The following is a 19,088-nucleotide window of genomic DNA, read 5'->3' on the forward strand; positions in this document are numbered from 1 at the left end:
CTACAGTTGCCCGACCATGCCCGATCTCCTCGGAATCAACCACCTGACCCTTTCCACGCCCGACCTCGACCAACTCGTGTCGTACTACACGGAGTTGCTCGGAGCCAGGCTCGCCTTCGAGCGTGCGGCGACTCCGACCGATCCACGCATCGCGGTCCTCGATGTCGGCGGACATGACCACTTGATGATCGTCGAGACTGTGGCCGCACCCGCCACCGGTCTTGACCCCCTGGGTCAGGCCGGCTGGGGGCTGCGTGTGGCAACTCACGCGCAGTTGTGTGAGGTTCGCGAGCGCATCCTGGGTGCCGGGTGGGCGGTCGGCCCCCTCGCGACCCTGCCCACCCAGTGGACGATGACGGCTCGGGACCCCGACGGCCGGCCCGTTGACGTGCGCGCCCATCGGCCCCGTACGGATGAGCCGACGCTGACGCCCTGAGGTGTCGTCGGCGCCGGGCGGGCGCGAAGGCCCGGCCACCTGACGGTGGGCCGGGCGTCATGGGCAGGTTGCCCTGTGCCGTAATCCGTCGCAGTTCCTCGTCCACCGCAGTGGTGGGGGATTCGGCACCGGCATCACGGGGCCGTTTCGGATCACATTGACAGGTCTCTGTCGACATGTTGCTATAAGGCGCTTCTCGGCCGGACTTGTGTACCTGACGGGGGGCGCCCCCGAACCCACAGCGAGGAAGAACCATGCCGCAGCGCGCCGCGACCATCGTCGGCGGCGGGATCGGCGGCCTCGCCGCTGCCGTCGCCCTGCATCGCCGCGGTTGGCGCGTCGAAGTGCTCGAGCGTGCCCCGCAGTTCATCGAGATCGGCGCCGGCATCTCGCTGTGGCCGAACGCGCTGCGCGCACTCGACGTGCTCGGCCTGGCCGACACCGTCCGGGCACTCGGCGCCGTCGAGGAGACCGGCGGCGTCCGCGACCGCAGGGGCCGCTGGCTTTCCCGTACCGACAACGCGGAGCTGGCCCGGCGCTTCGGCCGGCCCCTCGTGGTCCTGCACCGCGCGGACTTGCTGCGGGCGCTGACCGAGGCCCTGCCCGCCGACTGCCTGCGGCCGGCCAGCGAGGTGTCCTCGGTCCGCGTCGACGGCCAGAGCCCGGTCGTCGCCCACCCCGGCGGCGAGTCCCGGCCCGACCTCGTGATCGGCGCCGACGGGCTGCGCAGCGCTGTCCGCGGTGCGCTGTGGCCCGATGCGGCCGGCCCGCGCTACGCCGGGTACACCGCCTGGCGCATGGTCACCGAGCCCCTGGCCGAGCCGCCCGCCGAGGGCGCGGCGACCTGGGGCCGCGGAGAGAGGTTCGGCTACACGGCGTTGCCTGACGGGCGGATGTACTGCTTCGCGACCGCCTCGCTGCCCGCGGGAACGACCGCCGACACGTCCGAGTACGAGGAGCTGCTGCGCCGGTTCGGGACATGGCCGGACCCCATCCCGGCCCTCCTGGCCGCAGTCCCCGCCAACGCGGTGCTCCGTCACGACCTGTACGACCTGCCGCCGCTGCCCTCCTTCGTCCGCGGCCGGGTCGCGCTCCTCGGCGACGCGGCGCACGCCATGACCCCGAACCTGGGGCAAGGCGCGTGCCAGGCCCTGGAGGACGCGGTCACCTTGGCCCACTGCCTCGACGGCACCTCGGAGGTGGCCGCCGCCCTGCGCTCGTACGACCGGCTGCGTCGCCCGCGCACTCAGGCCATCACGCGCCGCTCCGCCCGGCTCGGCACCCTGGGCCAGCTGTCCTGGCCGCCTGCGGTGCTGCTGCGGGACACGGCCGCCCGGCTGATGCCGGCGCGGGTGACGCTGCGTTCCATGACGCCGGTTCTCGGCTGGACCGCGCCGGGGGATGAGAGCCGCTGATGCCGGACTGGACCTATCAGCCGCTGCGTGGCGCGGCAGCTGCCCTCCTGGGACTCCGGCGTTCGCAGCGAACCGCCCTGCGCATGCTGGCCGCGATCGGCTCCCGGCCGGCCGGAGCGCGGCTGATCGCCCGGGGGTTCGGCCACCGCCATCCGCCGCGTCGGCTCGCGGGCGAGATCGCCGGGGTGCCCGTGGCCGTCCGTCTGGGCATATCCGTTCCGCCCTCGCTCGCCCGCGACACGATCCGCGCCATGTCCCCGCTGGGGGCCGGCGTCGTCGAGGTGGCTCCCGTCTCGGCGGCTGACGTGGCGACCGTGCGCGATGCCGCCGCGAACCGTGCGATCCCGGTGGTCGTCGGGGCCTGTGACCCGGAGGTCGAGGCCGCTCTCGAGCCGCACGTCGACGGGTTCACCGGCGGCGACGACGCGCACGTCATCCACGTGGGCGACCCGTCGGTGTCCGCGGCGGCGACAGCGCTCGACGACCCGGGCACCGTCGTACTCGCCCGCCCGGCGGTGCTCGTGGCCGCCGGGCCCGGCTGGTTCGCGCGGGTCACCGAAGCCGCCACGCCCACGACATCAGCTCCGACGCTGCGCGAGGTGGGCCGCGATCCGCGCCGCTGGCCCGCCTGGTGGTGGGCGCTGCTCGTCGGTCTCGGCATGACGGGCGCCGGGCTCGGCGCCGCGGCGATCACGCTGGGGCCGGTGCTGCTCTGGTACGACCGCGACTACCTCGGCATGACGCTGCACGAACTGCACGCCGCCAACCACCACCTCGTGCACTTCCTCCAGCACGACCGGATCACCATGGCCGGGACGATGGTGTCCATCGGCGCCCTCTACACCGGTCTGGCCGTGGGCGGCATCCGCCGCGGTTGGCCCTGGGCCCGCGAGGTGTACCTGCTCTCGGGGGCCATCGGCTTCCCCACCTTGTTCTACTTCCTGGCCACCGGCTTCGTGGAACCCCTGCACACGGCCACCGCGCTCGTGCTGTTCCCGATGTTCGTCGCCGCGGTCCGCCGCACCCCGCACGCGCCACGGTGGCGCCGCACACCCGAGGGGCCGGAGCCCGAGCGCAGGCGCGCGCTGGTCGGCCAGCTGCTGATGATCCTCACGGGAGCGGGGCTCTTCGTCGGCGGGGCGGTGATCTCGGTGGTCGGCCTGACCGATGTCTTCGTCCCGACCGACCTGACCTTCCTGGGCACCGACAGGCACACCCTGGAGGCCGTCAATCCCCGGCTCGTGCCGTTCCTGGCCCACGACCGCGCGGGGTTCGGCGGGGCCCTGATGTCCGCGGCCGTGGCGATCGTGCTGCTCAGCGCGTGGGGCTGGCGGCGGGGCGAGGCCTGGGTGTTCTGGAGCCTGGCCGTGGCGGCGGCCGCGGGTTTCCTGCCGGCCGTCGTGGTGCACGGCACGATCCACTACACCGATCTCATCCACCTCGCGCCGGTCTACTTCGGCATCCTCCTGACCGGTACGGCGCTGTTCTTGGCCCGCCCGTACCTGTGCGCCAAGACATCGGAAGCCGGCCCGGGGAGCTGACGGCCCGCCCCCTCACTCCGCCGGACTGCCGCCGAATCCGATCTCGTTGCCGTCCGGGTCGCGGAAGGTCGCCTTGCGGACCCCGTTCGCGTACGTCTCGCGCGTGTCCGGTTTCAGGCCCCGCCCGGCGATCCCCAGGATGCGGGCGTCGAAGTCCTCGACGAACACGGTGTGCAGGGCGTGCCCGGCGTGCTCGGGCCGCACCTCGATGAACATGTAACGGTGTTCGGCCAGTTCCCACACCGCCTCGGTGTCATTGGGCAGGAAGGCCGGCGGCCCGCCGAGCAGTCGCTCGTACCAGGCCACCGCCGTCGTGTAATCGCGGACGGGAATGCCCGCGAACAGATCTACGGTCATGGGGCCATGCTATGCACGCGGGCGTCCGCGCGGGGGTCCCTCACGTGCGCGGCGGGTCCGCTCCGCGTGGGGCCGCGGCCGGGCGGGACATCGGCACGAAGTATCCAAATCGTGCTTGTTCTGAAGATCGTTTCGTTGGAGGCTACCGGCATGCAAAATCAGCCGACTTACGTATTTGTCCATGGTGCCTTCGCCAACTCGTTCTCGTTCGCGCCGCTGCAGGCCGAGCTCGGCCTCCTCGGGCACCGCTCGGTCGCGGTCGACCTGCCGGGGCACGGCTTCGAGGCGACGTACGCCGCCGGTTACCAGGCGCCGCAGGATCTCGACGCGCTCGCACAGGAGCCCGGAAGCATCAAGGGGGTCACCCTTGCCGACAACGCCGCGCGCGTCATCGAGGTCCTCGAGCGGGCGAAGCAGCACGGGCCGACCATCCTCGTCGGCCACAGCAGGGGCGGCATCACGCTGACCACGGTCGGCAACGCCCGGCCCGACCTGGTCGACCGGATCGCCTATGTCTCCGCCTGGTGCCCCGTCGACCTGGATGTCAACGACTACTACGCCCAGCCCGAGATGGCCGGTGTCGACCCGGGCGCCTTCGCTCCGGCGCTCGTCGGGAACCCGGCCGAGCTCGGCCTGCTCCGGGTCAACTTCCGGACGGCCGACCCGGCGACGTACGCGGCCCTCAAGCAGGCCTTCGCCGCCGACCTCACCGACGAGGAGTTCCGCACCTTTTTGAACACCTTCCAGCCCGACGAGAACCTCGATGTCGGCACGTCCGCCGACCGGACGCAGGCCGCCACGTGGGGCAGCATTCCCAAGACCTATGTGCGCCTGACCGACGACGCCAGCATTCCGCTCGCCATGCAGGACCGCCTGATCCGCGAGGGCGACGCGCTCACCCCCGACAACCCCTTCGACGTGCAAACCCTTGAGGGAAGCCACCTGCGCTGGCTGGTCCACCCGAAGCCGGCCGCTCAGCTGCTCGCGGGCCTCGCGGCGCGCTGACGGCCCGTCTCCCACTGCCGCCCGCGCCGGGCGCTCAGGCCATCAGCTCCGTCTGCATGGCCTGAGCCGCCCGGCCGGGAGCTTGGTCGGGAGCTTGGTCGGGAACGAGTTCGTGGCGGATGTACCACTCGGTGCGGAGCAACGCTTCCCGGTCGGACGGCGCGAGGCCCGCGATCAGCCCCGGGACGGCACCGCGCTCCACCTCGGTGCGGTGCGCCAGCACGGCGGCCACCTTCTGCTCGAGCCATGGCCTGACGTCGACGGCGGCGGTGACCCACTCGTCAGGAACGGTGCGCGTGGCCTTGTCCGTCGCGGCCAGGCGCCGGCCCCACTCCCGTACAGCCGAGTGCGGATGGGTGGCCGTGTACAGGGCTCTCGGCTGCCAGGGAGCACCCGCGTCGGGATAGAGGCGCTCGAGCCCCGCCGCCTGGCACGCGAGCAGAGTCACCCGGTGGGTGTGCACATGGTCCGGGTGGCCGGACAGACCGCCGTAGGCATCATGGGTGAGCACCAGTTGCGGGCGGAACTCCCTTAATTGGGCGACCAGTTCCCGCACCGGCCCGTCGATCGGCGCGTCGCAGAACCGCGCCGCGCCGGGAGCCGACTGCGGTACGCGCGCGTCGGCGTAGCCGAGCAGTCGGGGTGGACCGGCGCCGAGGATCCGCAGAGCCTGGGCCAGCTCAGTGACTCGTACCGTGTCCGCGGCCCAGGTTGCCGTCACAACTGCGGTGCGGGCGCCCGCCGTTGCGTGCCGGGCGAGGGTCCCGCCCGCCGCCAGGGACTCGTCGTCCGGGTGGGCGAAGACCGCCAGCAGACTCGGCGTGGGCGTCGGTCCGGGCGTGGCGGCGGGCAAGACCTTCACCTTCCGGTGGAGGACGTGGCGGGCGGCGGGGTGTTCACGGGTGCTGGCCGGGGCCGAGGCGGCCGTTGTCGGCGAGGCGGCTGGGTGAGAGGTCCGTCGGGTCCTCGCCCGCCTCCAGCAGTGTGTCGGCCGGGCCGATGATGAGCGGGTCCGCCTCCCCCACCGCGTCCTTGTCCATCGACGCGTAGTCGACGCGCAACAACAGATGCCGGATGGCCTCGAGGCGCCCCCGGCGCTTGTCGTTGAACTTGATCACCGACCACGGCGCGTGAGCGGTGTCCGTGGAGCGGAACATCTCCACCTTCGCTCGGGTGTAGGCGTCCCACAGATCGAGCGAGGCAAGGTCCGTGGGCGAGAGCTTCCACTGCCGTACGGGGTCCACCTGGCGGATCGCGAAGCGTGTGCGTTGCTCCGCCCGGGAGACGGAGAACCAGAACTTGACCAGCACGATGCCGTCATCGGTGATCATCTTCTCGAACATCGGCACCTGCTCGAGGAACTCCTCGTGCTGGCGCGGGGTGCAGAAGCCCATGACGGGCTCGACACCGGCCCGGTTGTACCAGGAGCGGTCGAAGAAGACGATCTCCCCGGCGGACGGCAGCTGTGCGACGTAACGCTGGAAGTACCACTGACCCGCTTCGCGTTCGGTGGGCTTGTCCAGCGCCACGACACGGGCTCCGCGGGGATTGAGGCGCTCGGTGAACCGTTTGATCGTGCCGCCCTTGCCCGCCGCGTCACGGCCCTCGCACACGACCACGATGCGCTGGCCCTGCTCGCGTACCGACCGCTGCAGCTTGAGGAGCTCGATCTGCAGGATTCGCTTCTGGCGCTCGTACTCCTTGCGTCTCAGCTTCACCGAGTAGGGGTAGTTCTCCTGCCAGGTCCGCAGCGGCTCCCCTTCCGCGTCGAGCAGCACCGGGCGCTCCGGCCGGGCCTCGTCGACCGAGAGCCCGTCCAGCAAACGCTCCGCGTCCTTGTCGTCCGCGTCCGACGCCACATCGTCTCCTCTCATCGCCCCGTGCCACCTTTCTACCCGCATTGATCGCTACACCGCTGAAATCGCCATATACCCAGTAGCGCCCTTTCCCCACATCGCGGCAGGTCTTCCGGCCGTGCCCGCGCCGGAGAGGGTTCTCGCCCCACCTCCCGTCGTACACCCACCGGCCTCGGCGCGACACGCCCCGGCAGGCCACCGTCCGGCGCCGCCCGCGCTCACGCTCCCCCGGCGAGGTACGCCTCCAGTTCGGCGGCGCCGGTCAGCATGGCCCGTCCGCGGCCGGCCAGCCGGTCGCGCCAGTCGCTCAGTGCGGCTTCCAGGGGTTCCAGGCCACCCGCGCTCCGCACCTGGGTGATCAGGGGGGCGATCTGTTCCAACAGGTAGCCGCCCCGGCGGAGTTGGTGCACCAGCCGGGCATCGCGTACGTCCGCCTCGTCGTACACGCGGTAGCCGGTCCGTGGATCCCGGCGCGGGTGCACGAGACCGGCCAGCTCCCATTTGCGCAGTGTCGCCGGACGGATGCCGAGCTGTCGGGCGAGCGGCCCGACGAACATGCCCTCGGGTCCGGTCCCGGACGCCGGCAGGGGCTGCAAATCCTGGAGTGCTCTCTCCACTGCCTGGAGGGTCCTGCGGTCCTCGAGGAGCTGCACATGACTCTCGTCGATGAGACGGAACGCCTCGTCGACCGCGCCCTGGTTCACGGCCCGCATGATCGACTTGGCCGTCTGGTGGCCGTGGCCCGGCAGCAGGGCCAGGAACGCGCGCAGGGCCCGCGCGTGCAGCGCGGTGTAGGTGCGATAGCCGTGCGGTGTGCGTTCGGCGGCCGGGAGGATGCCGGCCCCCTCGTAATTCCTGACCGCCTGCGTGGACAGACCGTGCCCGCGCGCCAGGTCGACCGGCCTCAGCCGACCCCCGCTTTGAAGGTTTCGCCCCATCCACCCGCCCACTTCGGAGGAAAGTTTCAACCGCGTGTTCAACGATAGCGTTGAAGGCATGGCTACTGACATCCGAGACACTACGTATGCCGTCGAGGCGGCCGGCGTCATGAGGCTCCTGCCCACCCGGCCACAGGTGCTCGCCCTGGGCGAGCCCACCCACGGCGAGGAGACGCTGCTCGAACTGCGCAACGAGCTCTTCCGGCAGCTCGTCGAGCAAGAGGGTTACCGGACCATCGCGATCGAGAGCGACTGCATGGCGGGCCTGCTCGTGGACGCCTACGCCACCTCCGGAACGGGCACCCTCGACGAGGTCATGGAGCATGGCTTCAGCCACACCGACCTGGGGCTGGGAGCCTCCGCCGCCAACCGTGAACTCGTACGCTGGGCACGGGCGTTCAACCTCGGCCGCTCCCCCTCCGACCACGTCCGCTTCGCCGGTTTCGACGGCCCGCTGGAGATCACCCACGCCGCGAGCCCCCGCCAGGCCCTCACCTCGCTCCACGCCTACCTCGCAACCCACCTCGTGGACCCAGGCCTGCTGCCCTGCACCGCGGAGACCCTCGACCACCTGCTCGGCGACGACGACCCGTGGGTCAACCCCGCCGCGATGATGGACCCGGCCCAGTCCGTGGGGCAGTCACGCGAGGCGAAGGAGCTGCGGCTGCTCGCCGACGATCTCGGGGCCCTGCTCGACGCGCAGACCCCGCACCTGCTCGCGGTGACCTCGCGGGACGACTGGGACCGGGCCCGCCTGTACGGGCGCACCGCCACCGGCCTGCTGCGCTACCACCACGGGATGGCCGACGCCTCACCGAGCCGTATGGCCCGCCTGGTGGGCCTGCGCGACCTGATGATGGCCCAGAATCTGCTCGCCCTGGCCGAACGGGGCCCCACACTCGTCCACGCCCACAACAGCCATCTGCAACGGACTGCGAGCACGATGCGCATGTGGGACCAGCCGCTGCTGGAGTGGTGGAGCGCGGGCGCACTCGTCAACTCCCGCCTGGGCGAAGGCGAAAGGTACGCCTTCGTGGCCACGGCCCTGGGCACGCTCCCCCATCAGGGAGTGGACGCCCCGCCACCGGACACCGTCGAAGGCCTGCTGTACGCGCTCCCGGAGGACCGCCTGCTCATCGACGCCCCGCGCCTGGCCGCCGCCCTCGGCACCCCACTGCCCGCGCCCCGCGTCTCCCCGTGGTTCGGCTACGCCCCGCTCGACCCGGCCCAGCTGACCGGGATCGACGGGCTGGTGTTCCTCGGCGATGTCCGGCGCGATTGACGCGTGCGGCAGAGTTGGTCGGCATGGGAACGAGACGGGGGACTGTGGCGATCACGGGTGCGGCCGGGCGCATCGGATCGGTGGTGCGGGCGGGCTTGCCGATTGGGTTTCGGCCTCGACATCAGCGCGCCCGTGCCGTGTTCATTGGCATCAGCCACTGCCTCCAGGTAGTCCGTCACCGAGGTGAACTCCGTCGGCTCGTCGAGTTCCGCACCCGCGTGACAAACCCAACGCCCCATGCCTGACGGCGCGATGTAGCGGCCGCTGTCACGGGTGCGTGAGCGCGCAGCCCTGTCTCGATCCACTTCAGGCCGCGACCACCCGGGCGCTCACGCGCACCCCTCAGGTGACAGAGCATCCAGCACGCGCATCACTCCAGTACTGCGACTCAGCCCCGCCAGGTCCAATCGCCGTTCTCCTCGCACCGCGTCCGTGATCTCTTGGTAGACAGCGGTGCGCAGCAGCATGGCAGGACGTGCCGGGCGGGAGAACGGCACTCCCGCCACCTCGCCGCTGACGGCTCCCGCCCGGACGTCGATCCAGTCGGTGGCCCCCCGTACCAAGAGCCGTTCGTCGTCGGGGCTCGTCGGGCTCGTGACGGTGAGCGTGAGGTGGGCGCCGGACTCGAATCGTATGGACGCGGCCACCTCCACGCCTGCGGCCGGTGCGGCAGCGCCCGCGGGCAACGTCCTCACTTCGCGTGGCGTGCCCAGGATCTGGCAGGCGAGGTCGAGGTAGTGCACGCCGGTGGGGCGGGAGACCAGCAGCTTGGCCTCGGCGCCGGCGAATCGGTGTGGGTCCCCGTGCCAGATGTCCTTCGGCAGCGTGAAGCGGTGGTGCGACATGACGCCCGCGAGCACCTGGGCCCGCTCGGTCAGGAACAGCACCTCGCACAGCTCGTGGGCGCTTTGCGCCGGAGGCGCCTCCAGGATGAGGTGCTTGCCTGCCGCCATCAGGGGCCTGATCCAGGGTCGACGGTGCTCAGGGGGGCGGCACAGGGCGACGAGGCGAATCGATTCGTCCGCAAGGACCTGGTCCATGTCGCGTGTTTCCAGGCCGGCCGACCTGGCCACCGCGACGGCCTCGCGGTCGTCCTCGACCACCGCCACGGGACACGCGCCGACCGTGCCGCCCAGGGCCTGCAGATGCTGCCGCCCCGCCTCGCCGAAGCCGACGAGGGCCACCTTGATGTCGGCCATCTCGTACGGATCTGCGTGCTCTGTCTGCTCTGCCCAATGCGCTTGCTCTGGCGTGTCACCTTGGTGCATGAGCCAACCACCCCTCATCCCGACGCAGTTCACCCCCCGGCCCAGCCTCCACCATCAAGGCCCCTCGGCTCCCGGCGGCGCGCGGGGGTCAATGCCCCATGCCGCCGCCTCCGTCCACGGGAATGACGGCGCCGGTGATGTAACCGGCCGCGGGTGACGCGAGGAAGGCGATGGTGGCGGCGATCTCCTCGGGGCGGGCCAGGCGGCCCAGAGGTATCTGCCGTACGAGGTTGTCCCGCTGCTCGTCGGTGAGGCTCTCGATCATCTTCGTCTCGGTGAGGCCGGGGGCGACGACGTTGAAGGTGATGTTGCGGGAGCCGAGCTCGCGCGCCATGGACCGCGCGAATCCGACGAGTCCCGCCTTGGAGGCGGCGTAGTTGGCCTGGCCGCTCTCTCCCCGCAGGCCCACCGCCGAGGAGACCAGGACGACGCGGCCGAACTTGGCGCGCAGCATCGGTTTGGTGGCCTGCTTGACCACGCGGTACGTGCCGGTGAGGTTGGTGTCGAGTACGGACGTGAAGTCCTCCTCGTTCATGCGCATGAGGAGCTTGTCCCTGGTGATCCCCGCGCAGCACACCAGGACCTCCACCGCACCGTGCTCGTTCTCCGCCTCCTTGAAGGCGGCCTGTACCTGGTCGGTGTCGGTGACATCGCACCGGATGCCGAACAGCCCCTCCGGGGGTTCGCCCGTGCGGTAGGTGACGGCGACACGGTCGCCCGCCGCTTGCATGGCGCGGGCGGCGGCCAGGCCGATGCCGCGGTTGCCGCCGGTGATCAGGACGGAGCGGGTCACAAGGAGCCTTCCTCGAAGTGCTGTGGAACGTGTGGGAGAACAGGTCAGACGGCGGTCGCGGCGACGCCGGAGCGGGTCAGCCGGCGGCTGATCATGGCTGCGGTGTCCATCACGGCCTCGATGCAGCGATTGCGGGCGGTGGGACTGCGTACCTGGCTGTGCGGGGCCAGCAGGCTGACCGCGCCGGCCACCGCCGAACCGCGCCACAGGGGTGCGGCGATGGCGTCCCTGCCGCGCAGGAGCGAGGGCCCCAGGGCGTATCCGTCCTGGCGGATGCGCGCGAGCTGCGGCCGGGCCGCGGTGACGTCCCCGAGGCAGGCCTGGATCGCCCACCCCGGCGGGTCCGCCTCCAGCGGGGCTCGCCACAGCGCCTGGAGGATCGCGTGCGGGGTCGCGTGCAGCTGTTGCGCGTGGGCGCCCAGGGCCTGTTCGGCGTGAATGCGCATCGGGGTGCCGATCAGGAGCGGTACGTACGCCAGAGCGATGTGCCCGGTGCGTGACTGTAGTGTGATCAGTTCGGCGCGAACCGTAGCCGACCCCGTGCCGGTCGGTGGACCGGACGAGTCCGAGAAGGAGCCGGAGAAGAGATGCGGTGCCTCTACAAGGGAGTAGTGGCCGCGCGGCCCTCGCCGCTGCACGGCCCCTTCGCCGACCAGCGCCTGCACGTAGCGGTGGACGGTGGGGGCAGGCAGGCCCGCCCGCGCGGCGACGGACGTCAACGGGTGCGTCCCGGGGCCCAGTTGATGCAGGGCCCGCAGGACCGCGAGCGTACGCCCCACGGAGCCACCCCTGGACTCCGAGGGCATGGCGGCGGGCGTCTGCAACGCGAACTCCCCCTGGCAGTGGTGGCGCACCGCGTCTGCCACAACGCGGTCGGATCTGAGGGGCCATTGTCGCGAGCGCCCCACGTGCACCACCAGGACCAGTTTTTTCCTGTCATCGAATTTCAGGAAGGTTCTCTTCCGGTATATGGGGCGAGCCCGGCCGGTCGCCGGCACAGGAGGGGGTGAACGGTGGACAACAAGGCGGCTTTGCGGCAACTGCTGCAGTGGAAGCGGAAACAAGTTGATCCCTCGACCCTCGGCTGGCCGCCGCGCACCGGCCGCGGCCGCCGCTCCACCGGCCTCTCGCAGGCGCAGGTGGGACAACTCCTGTATGTGTCGGAGCGGACCTACGCCCAGTTGGAGCGCGGCGAAATGGCCTCGCCCACACCCGAGTTCCTCGACCGGGTGTCCAAGGTGCTCCAGCTGCACGAGCGGGAACGCATCGCGCTCTACGTCTACTCCGTGGGCCACGAGCCGCCCCATCCGCAGGATCCGCTGGCCGGCACGAACGTGCCGCCCGGCTGGAAAGTGGCGGTGGAGGGGATGAAGGGGCAGCCCTGCTACGTCAACGACGTCGCCTGGAACGTCCTCGCCTGCAACGACGACTTCCTCCGCATGTTCCCCCGCCGCACGGGCGACACCTCTCCGCCGGCGCTCCCGGAACAGAACCTCATGCGCTACATGCTGCTGCGGGAGGACACCAGGGAGCACCACATGGTCAATTGGCAGACGCAATGGGCGATACCCCTGACGGCCCAGCTGCGCACCGCGGTGGCCACCCACCCGGAGAACGCGGATCTGCAGGATCTGGACCATGAGGTCGACGCGGACCCGGTGGTGGGCCCCATCTACCGGACACGGCATGTCGCCTACGTGCACCCCAACGGCGACACACGCAAGATGCGGTACAACGCCTACGGAGGGCCGGGCGAGGAAGCGTACTTGGACCGGTGCTGTGAGCAGCACGCTCCCTCGCGCGTGGGCGATGTCACCATGTGTACGGCGATGCCCCTCGGCTCGCCCGGCGCACGGTTCACGATGCTGGTCTTCCGGCCCGACCCGGCCACCTGTTCCGCTGGGTGAAACGGCGGCCCCGGTTCATTCCGGCCGTCGGAACCGGGGCCGATTCGGCGGGCTTGCGCGATGCGCCTGCCGCGACTGCCGCGCTTTGATGGTCACGCCTCGTGCGCCGAACCCAGAGCGGGTGTGTGTGTCCGGGGAGCCGGAGCGGTCGCCCCCGGCCGTGCCACGCATGGTCGGGTGCCGCCTTGGCCCAGGGGGCGGGCCGCACGCTGTCAGGCGACCGGCATCTGTCGGGTTTCGGTGTGCTGGTCGAAGGCCCACTGGGCGGCGCTGTGCGCGAGTTCGATGACGGTGTGGTCGGGTCCCGTGCCCCGAAGGTGCCCGTACTCGAGCGCTATGACGATCATGAGGCGCTCCGGCAGGCCGAGTTGCGGGTAGAGGCCACGGCGGAAGATGTCGTCCATCGCCTCGCGGGCCGTGAGGCCGCTTTCGAAGCGCAGCCGGATCTCGCTCTGCATGGTGCGCAGGTAGTCGATGTGCTCGCTCAGGTCACCGGGCCCCTTGAGCCCGCCGTGGCCGGGAACGATGACCCGCGGCGAGAGACCCAGGATGGTCTCGTTGGCGTCGATGACGCTCTGCAGCGGGCCCGACCAGTGCGGAGGATGGTCCTCGGGGAAGAAGACGTCGCCCGCGCAGACCACGTCGCCCACCCGGGCGATCAGGTCGCCCGCGTGGTGCGCGGGGCCGACCTCGATCAGCTCGACCTCCGTCTCCCCGACCGTGAAGACGTGCTTGCCGCTGAAGGTGGTGGTGGGCGGGGTCACGCGGGCCGAGAGGAAGTCGAAGACTCCGAAGTGACGGCGCAGGTACCAGCCGAGCGCCCCTTCGGCGGGTGTCTCGTTCAGCAGGTGGTGCATCTCCTGGGGAGTGGGCTCATGCGCCAGGTGATCGTGGCCGGAGCGGGTGGTGATGATGTCCACGCCGGGGAACAGGTGGTTTCCCCAGCTGTGGTCGCCGTTGGCGTGGGTGTTGACCACGGTGCTCACGCGTCGCGTGCCGAGAATCGGGCGGGCCGCCCGGATCATCGCGTCGGTCAGCGGCTGGTCGTAGGGCGTGTCGATGACCGCGGCCTCGTCGCCGGAGACGATCCAGAGGCAGTTGGCGAACCCCCAACTGCCGCCGCCGGCGGGCATCCACGCGTGCAGACCGGCAGCGTGCGGGATCGGGGTGAGCTGGCTGGGGAAGTCCATCGGCGCATTCTCGCCGAATATGACGCCCCGCGTCGTGTGGCGTAGGGCACACAACGCCACGGCGGGCAACGGAAGCTGACGGAGCCTTGGCTAATCTGCTCGCGTGACCATCGAACTGACCCTGCTGCCGCGTGTCGCGCATCGCGGGCAGGAGGTCACCGCACCCCGGCTCCGCGGCCTGCTCGCGCTGCTCGCGGGTGATCTGCGCGCGGGCTGCGGTGTCGAGCGGCTGGTGGCGGGGCTGTGGCCCGACGCGTTGCCGGAGCGGCCGGGTAAGGCGCTGCAGGTACTGGTGTCCCGGGCGCGCGCGCAATGGGGCGCCGACCTCATCGCGAACACGCCCACGGGATACCGGCTCAACCTCGCCGAGGGCCAGGTCGACAGCTCGGCCCTGCTGCTGCACGCCGCCGTGAGCGCCGAGCGGGCCGGGGCCGGGGATCATGCCGGAGGGCTGGCGGCGGCCGAAGCCGGGCTCGCCCTGTGGGACGGCGCCGCGGACGGATCGGCCGCCACCGACGATCCCGTCGCCGCGTTGCGCGCCGAACGTGCCCCCGTCCGCGCCGCCCTCGTACGCACACAGGCACTCGCGCTCGCCCGCCTCGGACGCCATGCGGAGGCAGCCGGCCCGCTGGCCGTGGCCGCCGCGCAACATCCGCGCGACGAGGAGGTGCTCGCCGAGTCGCTGCGCGCGGAGGCGGCGACAGCGGGCCCGGCCGCCGCCCTCACCCGCTACGAGACGTACCGCCGTGACCTGCGCGAGGCGCTCGGCACCGACCCCGGCCCCGGGCTCAGGGCCGTGCAGCGGGAGTTGCTGAGCGCCGGAGCGCCGGTGGTCCGCCACGGTGTGCCGCACGAACCCAATCCGCTCCTCGGCCGTACGGACGACATCGCCGCGGTGCAACGGCTGCTGGGCGCCTCTCGTGCCGTCACCGTCGTCGGGCCCGGCGGCCTCGGCAAGACCCGGCTCGCCCACGCCGTCAGCCGCCGGGCCGCACAGCGCGTGGTGTACTTCGTGCCGCTCGCCGCCGTCACCGCGGACGCGGACGTGGCGATTGAGGTGGCCGCCTCGCTGGGAGCGGGCGAGGGGCGGCACGGCGTAGTGAGCGGCCACACCGCGGGCGACCCCGTGTCCGGCATCCTCGGCGTGCTCGGCTCCGGGCCCGCCCTGCTGGTGCTCGACAACTGCGAGCAGGTCGTCCGGGGCGCCGCCGCCCTCGTACAGACCCTGCTCGCCTCCTCGAAGGAGCTGCGGGTGCTCGCCACCAGCCGGGCCCCGCTGGACCTCACGTCCGAGGCGGTGTACCCGCTGCCCGAACTCGATCTGTCCACCTCGGTCGAACTGTTCACCCAGCGCGCCCGCGCCGCCCGCGCAGGCGTGGAGCTGCCGCCCGACGCGGTGGCCGGGCTCTGCCGCCACCTCGACGGGCTGCCGCTCGCCGTGGAGCTGGCGGCGGCGCGGGTGCGGGTGCTTTCGGTGCCGGAGATCGCCCGCAGGCTCGGCGACCGCTTCGCGCTGCTGCGGGGCGGGGCGCGGGACACTCCCGAGCGCCACCGCACGCTGCACGCGGTCGTGGAGTGGAGCTGGAACCTGCTCACACCGGACGCCAGGGCGGCCCTGCGCACACTGTCGATCTTCCCCGGCGGCTTCTCCGGGGCAGCGGCGGAGCACGTGCTCGGCGAGGAAGCGCTGTTGCTCCTGGATCAGCTGGCCGCGCAGTCGCTGCTCACCGTCGCCGACACCCCGGCCGGCGTGCGCTTCCGGATGCTGGAATCCGTACGCGAGTTCAGCGCGGCCCGCCGTGCGCAGGCCGGCGAGGAGGATCAGGCCGTCAGCCACTTCCTCTTCTGGGCACGGGACTTCGCGGTTGACGCCCACGCCGTGCTCTTCGGCCCGGAACCCTCCCCTGGCTCGCGGCTTCACCGGCCCCGGGGCGGTCCCATCGAGGCCCGGGAGGGGATCAGGGCCGAGCAGGACAACCTCGTGCCGGCCCTGCGGCACGCCCTGGCCCGCGCCGACGGCCCCACGATCGCCGCCCTCACCGCCGTACTCGCCGCCCTGTGGTCCACCGACTCCAACTACCCCCGCCTGGCCACCCTCGCCGCCGACACCGGCCCACCGCTCTCGCACTACCGCCCCGAACCCGCGTACGTCGAAGTCGCGCGCACAGCGGCGGTGTTGTGCGCGGGCGGCCTGTTCATGAACCACGGGCCGCACGGCATACGCCAGCTCGTCACCCTGCGTCGCCTCCCCCCGGCCCCGCCGGACACCCTGCCGCGCGCCACCGCGGCGGTCCTGAGCGCTCTCCCCGAGATGCGCCCGCCCGACTACGCCGCGCTGCGCACCCTCTGCGCCGACCGGCAGCCCCTGGTCGCCGGTATTGCCGAGTGCGTGGCCACCTACGTCTGGGAGTACGAGCACGACCTCGACCGGGCGCTCGCATCCGCCCACCGGATGATCAGCGCGCTGGCTCCGGTCGACCAGCCGCCCCTGCAGCTCATGGGCCACTCCCGGCTGAGTGAACTGTCCCTGCGGGCCGGGCACGGCGAGATCGCCCACAAGCACCTCACGGCGGCCCTGCGGGCGCTGCCGCGGCTCGGTGACGAGCTCGACTACATCGGCATCCGCTCGGCCCTGGTCCTCGCCTGCCTGCAGCGCGGCGACCCCGACGAGGCCGAATACTGGCTGCGGCGCACCGAGGGCGACACCACCCCACGGGATGACGACTTCTACAGCCCCTCCCTCGGCGGCCGCGCCGAGATCGCCCTCGCCCGCGGCCACACGGAGGTCGGCCTCGGCCTGTGGCGCGGCGCCGTGGAGCGGATGCAGAAGGCGGACTCGATACACGGCGGCGACCCGTGGCTCGACCCGTGGGCGCTGCAGGTCCAGTCCGCGGCGGTGACGGCCCACGCGCACGCCGGTCGGCTCGATCTGGTCGCGGACGCGGTCGACCGGCTGTGGCAGCGGCTGCGGACGCTGCTCGACGGCCCGCTCCGCTCGCCCTTGGAGCTGCCCGTGAGCGGGACCGTGCTGCACGCGCTCGGCATGGCCGCGCTCGCCTCCGGCGACACCTCCGCCGTACGGATGATCGCGCTGGCCGAACGGCTGCGGGTGCTGCGCGAGTTCCAGCCGACGATGTCGGCGGCCCGCGCCCGGCAGGCGGCCGAGGACGCCGACCGGGCGGCGTACGACGACGCGGTGTCGCGGTACGCCGCCCTGGAGCGGGATCAGCTGTGGGAGGCGGTCCGTGCGGTTACTTCGGGTCGCGGTGGAACAACGCCGTCGACCAGCGATAGCCGAGCGCTGCAAGGCCCAGGCACCAGGCGATCGTGATCCATCCGCTGTCGCCGATCTCGCTGCCCAGGAGCAGGCCGCGCAGGGTCTCGATGGCCGGGGTGAACGGCTGGTGTTCGGCGAACGGCTGGAACCATCCCGGCATCGAGTCGACCGGCACGAAGGCGCTGGAGATGAGCGGCAGGATCATCAGCGGCAGCGCGTTGTTGCTGGCCGCCTCGGCGTTCGGGCTCGCCATCCCCATCCCGACCGCGATCCAGGTGAACGCCAGCGCGACGAGCGCGAGCAGCCCGAGCGCCGCGATCCACTCCAAAACCGTGGCGTCGACGGACCTGAAGCCGATGGCAACGGCGACGGCGCCCACGAGCAGCACGCTCAGGACGGCCTGCAGCACGCTGCCGACGACATGTCCCACGAGCACCGAGCCCCGGTGGATGGCCATCGTGCGGAAGCGGGCGATGATGCCTTCGGTCATGTCCATCGAGACGGACACCGCCGTTCCGGCAGGGGTGGCTCCGATGGTCATCAGCAGGATGCCCGGGACGAGATAGGCGACGTAGTCCGCGCGGTCGGCGCCGCTGCCGCCGATGCCCGCGCTCATCGTCTCGCCGAAGACGTAGACGAAGAGCAGCAGCAGGACGATCGGTGTCAGCAGGATGTTCAGGGTGAGCGAGGGGTAGCGCCTGGCGTGCAGGAGGTTGCGGCGCAGCATCGTGGTCGAGTCGCGGACGGCAAGGGAGAGAGAGCTCATCGGGCGGACTCCAGGGCCTGGTCGGGACCGTCGGCACTGGCGTCGGCACGGTCGGCGGTGAGGGCGAAGAACACGTCGTCCAGGTCAGGGGTGTGCACGGTCAGTTCGTCCGCCTCCACGCCGGCCGAGTCCAGCCGGTCGAGGACGGCGCGCAGTGCGCGCTGGCTGCCGTCGCTGGGGAATTGCAGCGTGAGGGCCCGGTCGTCGCGGGTCACGTCGTGCAGGGCGAGGACGGCGAACCGGTAGGCGGTGGGGTCGTTGAACCGCAGCCGCACATGGCCGCCGGGGATGAGCCGCTTGAGCTCGTCGGAACTGCCCTCGGCGGCGATCCTGCCCTTGCTCAACACCGCGATGCGGTCGGCCAGTTCGTCGGCCTCTTCCAGATACTGGGTGGTGAGGAAGACCGTCACGCCGCCCCCGACCAGCTCGCGGATGATGGCCCACATGTTGTGGCGGGAGCGCGGGTCGAGCCCGGTGGTGGGCTCGTCGAGGAAGATGATCCTGGGCCTGCCCACCAAAGTCATCGCGATGTCCAGGCGCCGCCTCATGCCGCCGGAGTAGGTGGAGGCGGGTTTCTTCGCCGCCTCGGTGAGATCGAGGCGCTCCAGGAGTTCGGCGGCGATCCGCCGGCCCTCGCCCCGCGACAGGTGGTGGAGGTCGGCCATGAGGAGCATGTTCTCCTCGCCGGTGATCAGGCCGTCCACCGCGGAGAACTGCCCGGTGACACCGATCGCGGAACGCACCGCCTGCGGGTCGACGGCCAGGTCGTGGCCGCCGACCCGCAGGTCACCGGCGTCGGCGGTAACGAGGGTGGAGAGGATCTTCACGGCGGTGGTCTTGCCCGCGCCGTTCGGGCCGAGCAGGGAGAAGACGGTGCCGGCCGCCACCGTCAGATCGATGCCGTCCAGGACCGTCTTGTCCCCGTACGCCTTGCGCATCCCCGTGGCCGCGATGGCGGGTGAGGACGATGTCGTCGTTGTCGTCATGCCGCAGACGGTGCGGCACGGCGCATTCAACGCGGTTTCACGAGGGTTTCAGTGCGCGGGCTCAGCCCGTG

17 protein-coding genes are annotated in these 19,088 nt (G+C 71.6%); 7 read left to right on the forward strand and 10 right to left on the reverse strand.

The genetic code is table 11. The annotated features are described in order from the left end of the window. The first annotated feature begins 16 nt into the window (after nucleotides 1–16). From AB0M70_RS40040 to AB0M70_RS40050, 3 genes are all read left to right on the forward strand, one after another. A complete protein-coding gene (locus tag AB0M70_RS40040; RefSeq protein ID WP_365828417.1) occupies nucleotides 17–436 on the forward strand; it encodes a VOC family protein in 420 nt (139 codons plus the stop codon). Between the two features lie 254 nt (nucleotides 437–690). Beyond that, a complete protein-coding gene (locus AB0M70_RS40045) occupies nucleotides 691–1,851 on the forward strand; it encodes an FAD-dependent monooxygenase (RefSeq protein WP_365828419.1) in 1,161 nt (386 codons plus the stop codon). Continuing rightward, nucleotides 1,851–3,392: a hypothetical protein gene (locus AB0M70_RS40050; RefSeq protein ID WP_365828421.1), complete on the forward strand. Its 1,542-nt coding sequence runs from the start codon at nucleotides 1,851–1,853 to the stop codon at nucleotides 3,390–3,392. Before AB0M70_RS40045 ends, AB0M70_RS40050 begins: the two co-directional genes overlap by 1 nt. A 12-nt stretch (nucleotides 3,393–3,404) precedes the next feature. Here the strand turns inward: AB0M70_RS40050 and AB0M70_RS40055 are convergent, their stop codons facing one another. Continuing rightward, entirely contained in the window at nucleotides 3,405–3,749 is a 345-nt protein-coding gene (locus AB0M70_RS40055) for a VOC family protein (RefSeq protein WP_365828423.1), read from the reverse strand. Between the two features lie 150 nt (nucleotides 3,750–3,899). Here AB0M70_RS40055 and AB0M70_RS40060 point away from each other — a divergent pair, with 150 nt between their 5' ends. After that, entirely contained in the window at nucleotides 3,900–4,754 is an 855-nt protein-coding gene (locus AB0M70_RS40060; protein WP_365828425.1) for an alpha/beta fold hydrolase, read from the forward strand. Nucleotides 4,755–4,788: 34 nt separating this feature from the next. Here the strand turns inward: AB0M70_RS40060 and AB0M70_RS40065 are convergent, their stop codons facing one another. From AB0M70_RS40065 to AB0M70_RS40075, 3 genes are all read right to left on the reverse strand, one after another. Then, nucleotides 4,789–5,607 (reverse strand): PIG-L family deacetylase, encoded by an 819-nt coding sequence (locus AB0M70_RS40065; RefSeq protein WP_365828427.1) that lies wholly within the window; start codon nucleotides 5,605–5,607, stop codon nucleotides 4,789–4,791. A 43-nt stretch (nucleotides 5,608–5,650) separates the two neighbouring features. Next, nucleotides 5,651–6,628, reverse strand: a complete 978-nt coding sequence (gene ppk2 / locus AB0M70_RS40070) for a polyphosphate kinase 2 (protein WP_365828429.1) — start codon at nucleotides 6,626–6,628, stop codon at nucleotides 5,651–5,653. A 200-nt stretch (nucleotides 6,629–6,828) separates the two neighbouring features. Further along, complete coding sequence (locus AB0M70_RS40075; protein WP_365828431.1) at nucleotides 6,829–7,548, reverse strand: TioE family transcriptional regulator; 720 nt, start codon at nucleotides 7,546–7,548, stop codon at nucleotides 6,829–6,831. Nucleotides 7,549–7,606: 58 nt separating this feature from the next. Here AB0M70_RS40075 and AB0M70_RS40080 point away from each other — a divergent pair, with 58 nt between their 5' ends. Further along, a complete protein-coding gene (locus tag AB0M70_RS40080; protein WP_365828433.1) occupies nucleotides 7,607–8,830 on the forward strand; it encodes an erythromycin esterase family protein in 1,224 nt (407 codons plus the stop codon). A 329-nt stretch (nucleotides 8,831–9,159) separates the two neighbouring features. Here the strand turns inward: AB0M70_RS40080 and AB0M70_RS40085 are convergent, their stop codons facing one another. The 3 genes from AB0M70_RS40085 to AB0M70_RS40095 form a co-directional block, all read right to left on the reverse strand. Then, on the reverse strand, nucleotides 9,160–10,029 hold the full coding sequence (locus AB0M70_RS40085) for a Gfo/Idh/MocA family oxidoreductase (protein ID WP_365828435.1): 870 nt from the start codon (nucleotides 10,027–10,029) through the stop codon (nucleotides 9,160–9,162). A gap of 157 nt (nucleotides 10,030–10,186) precedes the next feature. Next, the gene (fabG, locus tag AB0M70_RS40090; RefSeq protein ID WP_365828437.1) at nucleotides 10,187–10,891 is read right to left on the reverse strand and encodes a 3-oxoacyl-ACP reductase FabG; all 705 of its coding nucleotides are present in this window, start codon (nucleotides 10,889–10,891) and stop codon (nucleotides 10,187–10,189) included. A gap of 44 nt (nucleotides 10,892–10,935) precedes the next feature. Beyond that, the gene (locus tag AB0M70_RS40095; RefSeq protein ID WP_365828439.1) at nucleotides 10,936–11,757 is read right to left on the reverse strand and encodes a helix-turn-helix domain-containing protein; all 822 of its coding nucleotides are present in this window, start codon (nucleotides 11,755–11,757) and stop codon (nucleotides 10,936–10,938) included. A gap of 147 nt (nucleotides 11,758–11,904) precedes the next feature. On the opposite strand from AB0M70_RS40095, the gene AB0M70_RS40100 reads away from it, so the two are divergent. Then, on the forward strand, nucleotides 11,905–12,798 hold the full coding sequence (locus AB0M70_RS40100; protein ID WP_365828441.1) for a helix-turn-helix domain-containing protein: 894 nt from the start codon (nucleotides 11,905–11,907) through the stop codon (nucleotides 12,796–12,798). 212 nt (nucleotides 12,799–13,010) lie between these two features. Here AB0M70_RS40100 and AB0M70_RS40105 read toward each other — a convergent pair whose 3' ends face one another. Continuing rightward, complete coding sequence (locus AB0M70_RS40105; protein WP_365828443.1) at nucleotides 13,011–13,988, reverse strand: MBL fold metallo-hydrolase; 978 nt, start codon at nucleotides 13,986–13,988, stop codon at nucleotides 13,011–13,013. A 103-nt stretch (nucleotides 13,989–14,091) separates the two neighbouring features. On the opposite strand from AB0M70_RS40105, the gene AB0M70_RS40110 reads away from it, so the two are divergent. Continuing rightward, nucleotides 14,092–17,319: a BTAD domain-containing putative transcriptional regulator gene (locus AB0M70_RS40110; RefSeq protein ID WP_365828445.1), complete on the forward strand. Its 3,228-nt coding sequence runs from the start codon at nucleotides 14,092–14,094 to the stop codon at nucleotides 17,317–17,319. Here the strand turns inward: AB0M70_RS40110 and AB0M70_RS40115 are convergent. Further along, nucleotides 17,240–18,031, reverse strand: a complete 792-nt coding sequence (locus AB0M70_RS40115) for an ABC transporter permease (protein WP_365828447.1) — start codon at nucleotides 18,029–18,031, stop codon at nucleotides 17,240–17,242. The genes AB0M70_RS40110 and AB0M70_RS40115 overlap by 80 nt on opposite strands. Continuing rightward, complete coding sequence (locus AB0M70_RS40120; protein ID WP_365828449.1) at nucleotides 18,028–19,017, reverse strand: ATP-binding cassette domain-containing protein; 990 nt, start codon at nucleotides 19,015–19,017, stop codon at nucleotides 18,028–18,030. The genes AB0M70_RS40115 and AB0M70_RS40120 overlap by 4 nt, the downstream gene beginning before the upstream one ends. Between the last annotated feature and the right edge of the window lie 71 nt (nucleotides 19,018–19,088).

Origin of the sequence: Streptomyces sp. NPDC051214 (assembly GCF_040682375.1) — a bacterium.
GTDB lineage: Bacteria > Actinomycetota > Actinomycetes > Streptomycetales > Streptomycetaceae > Streptomyces.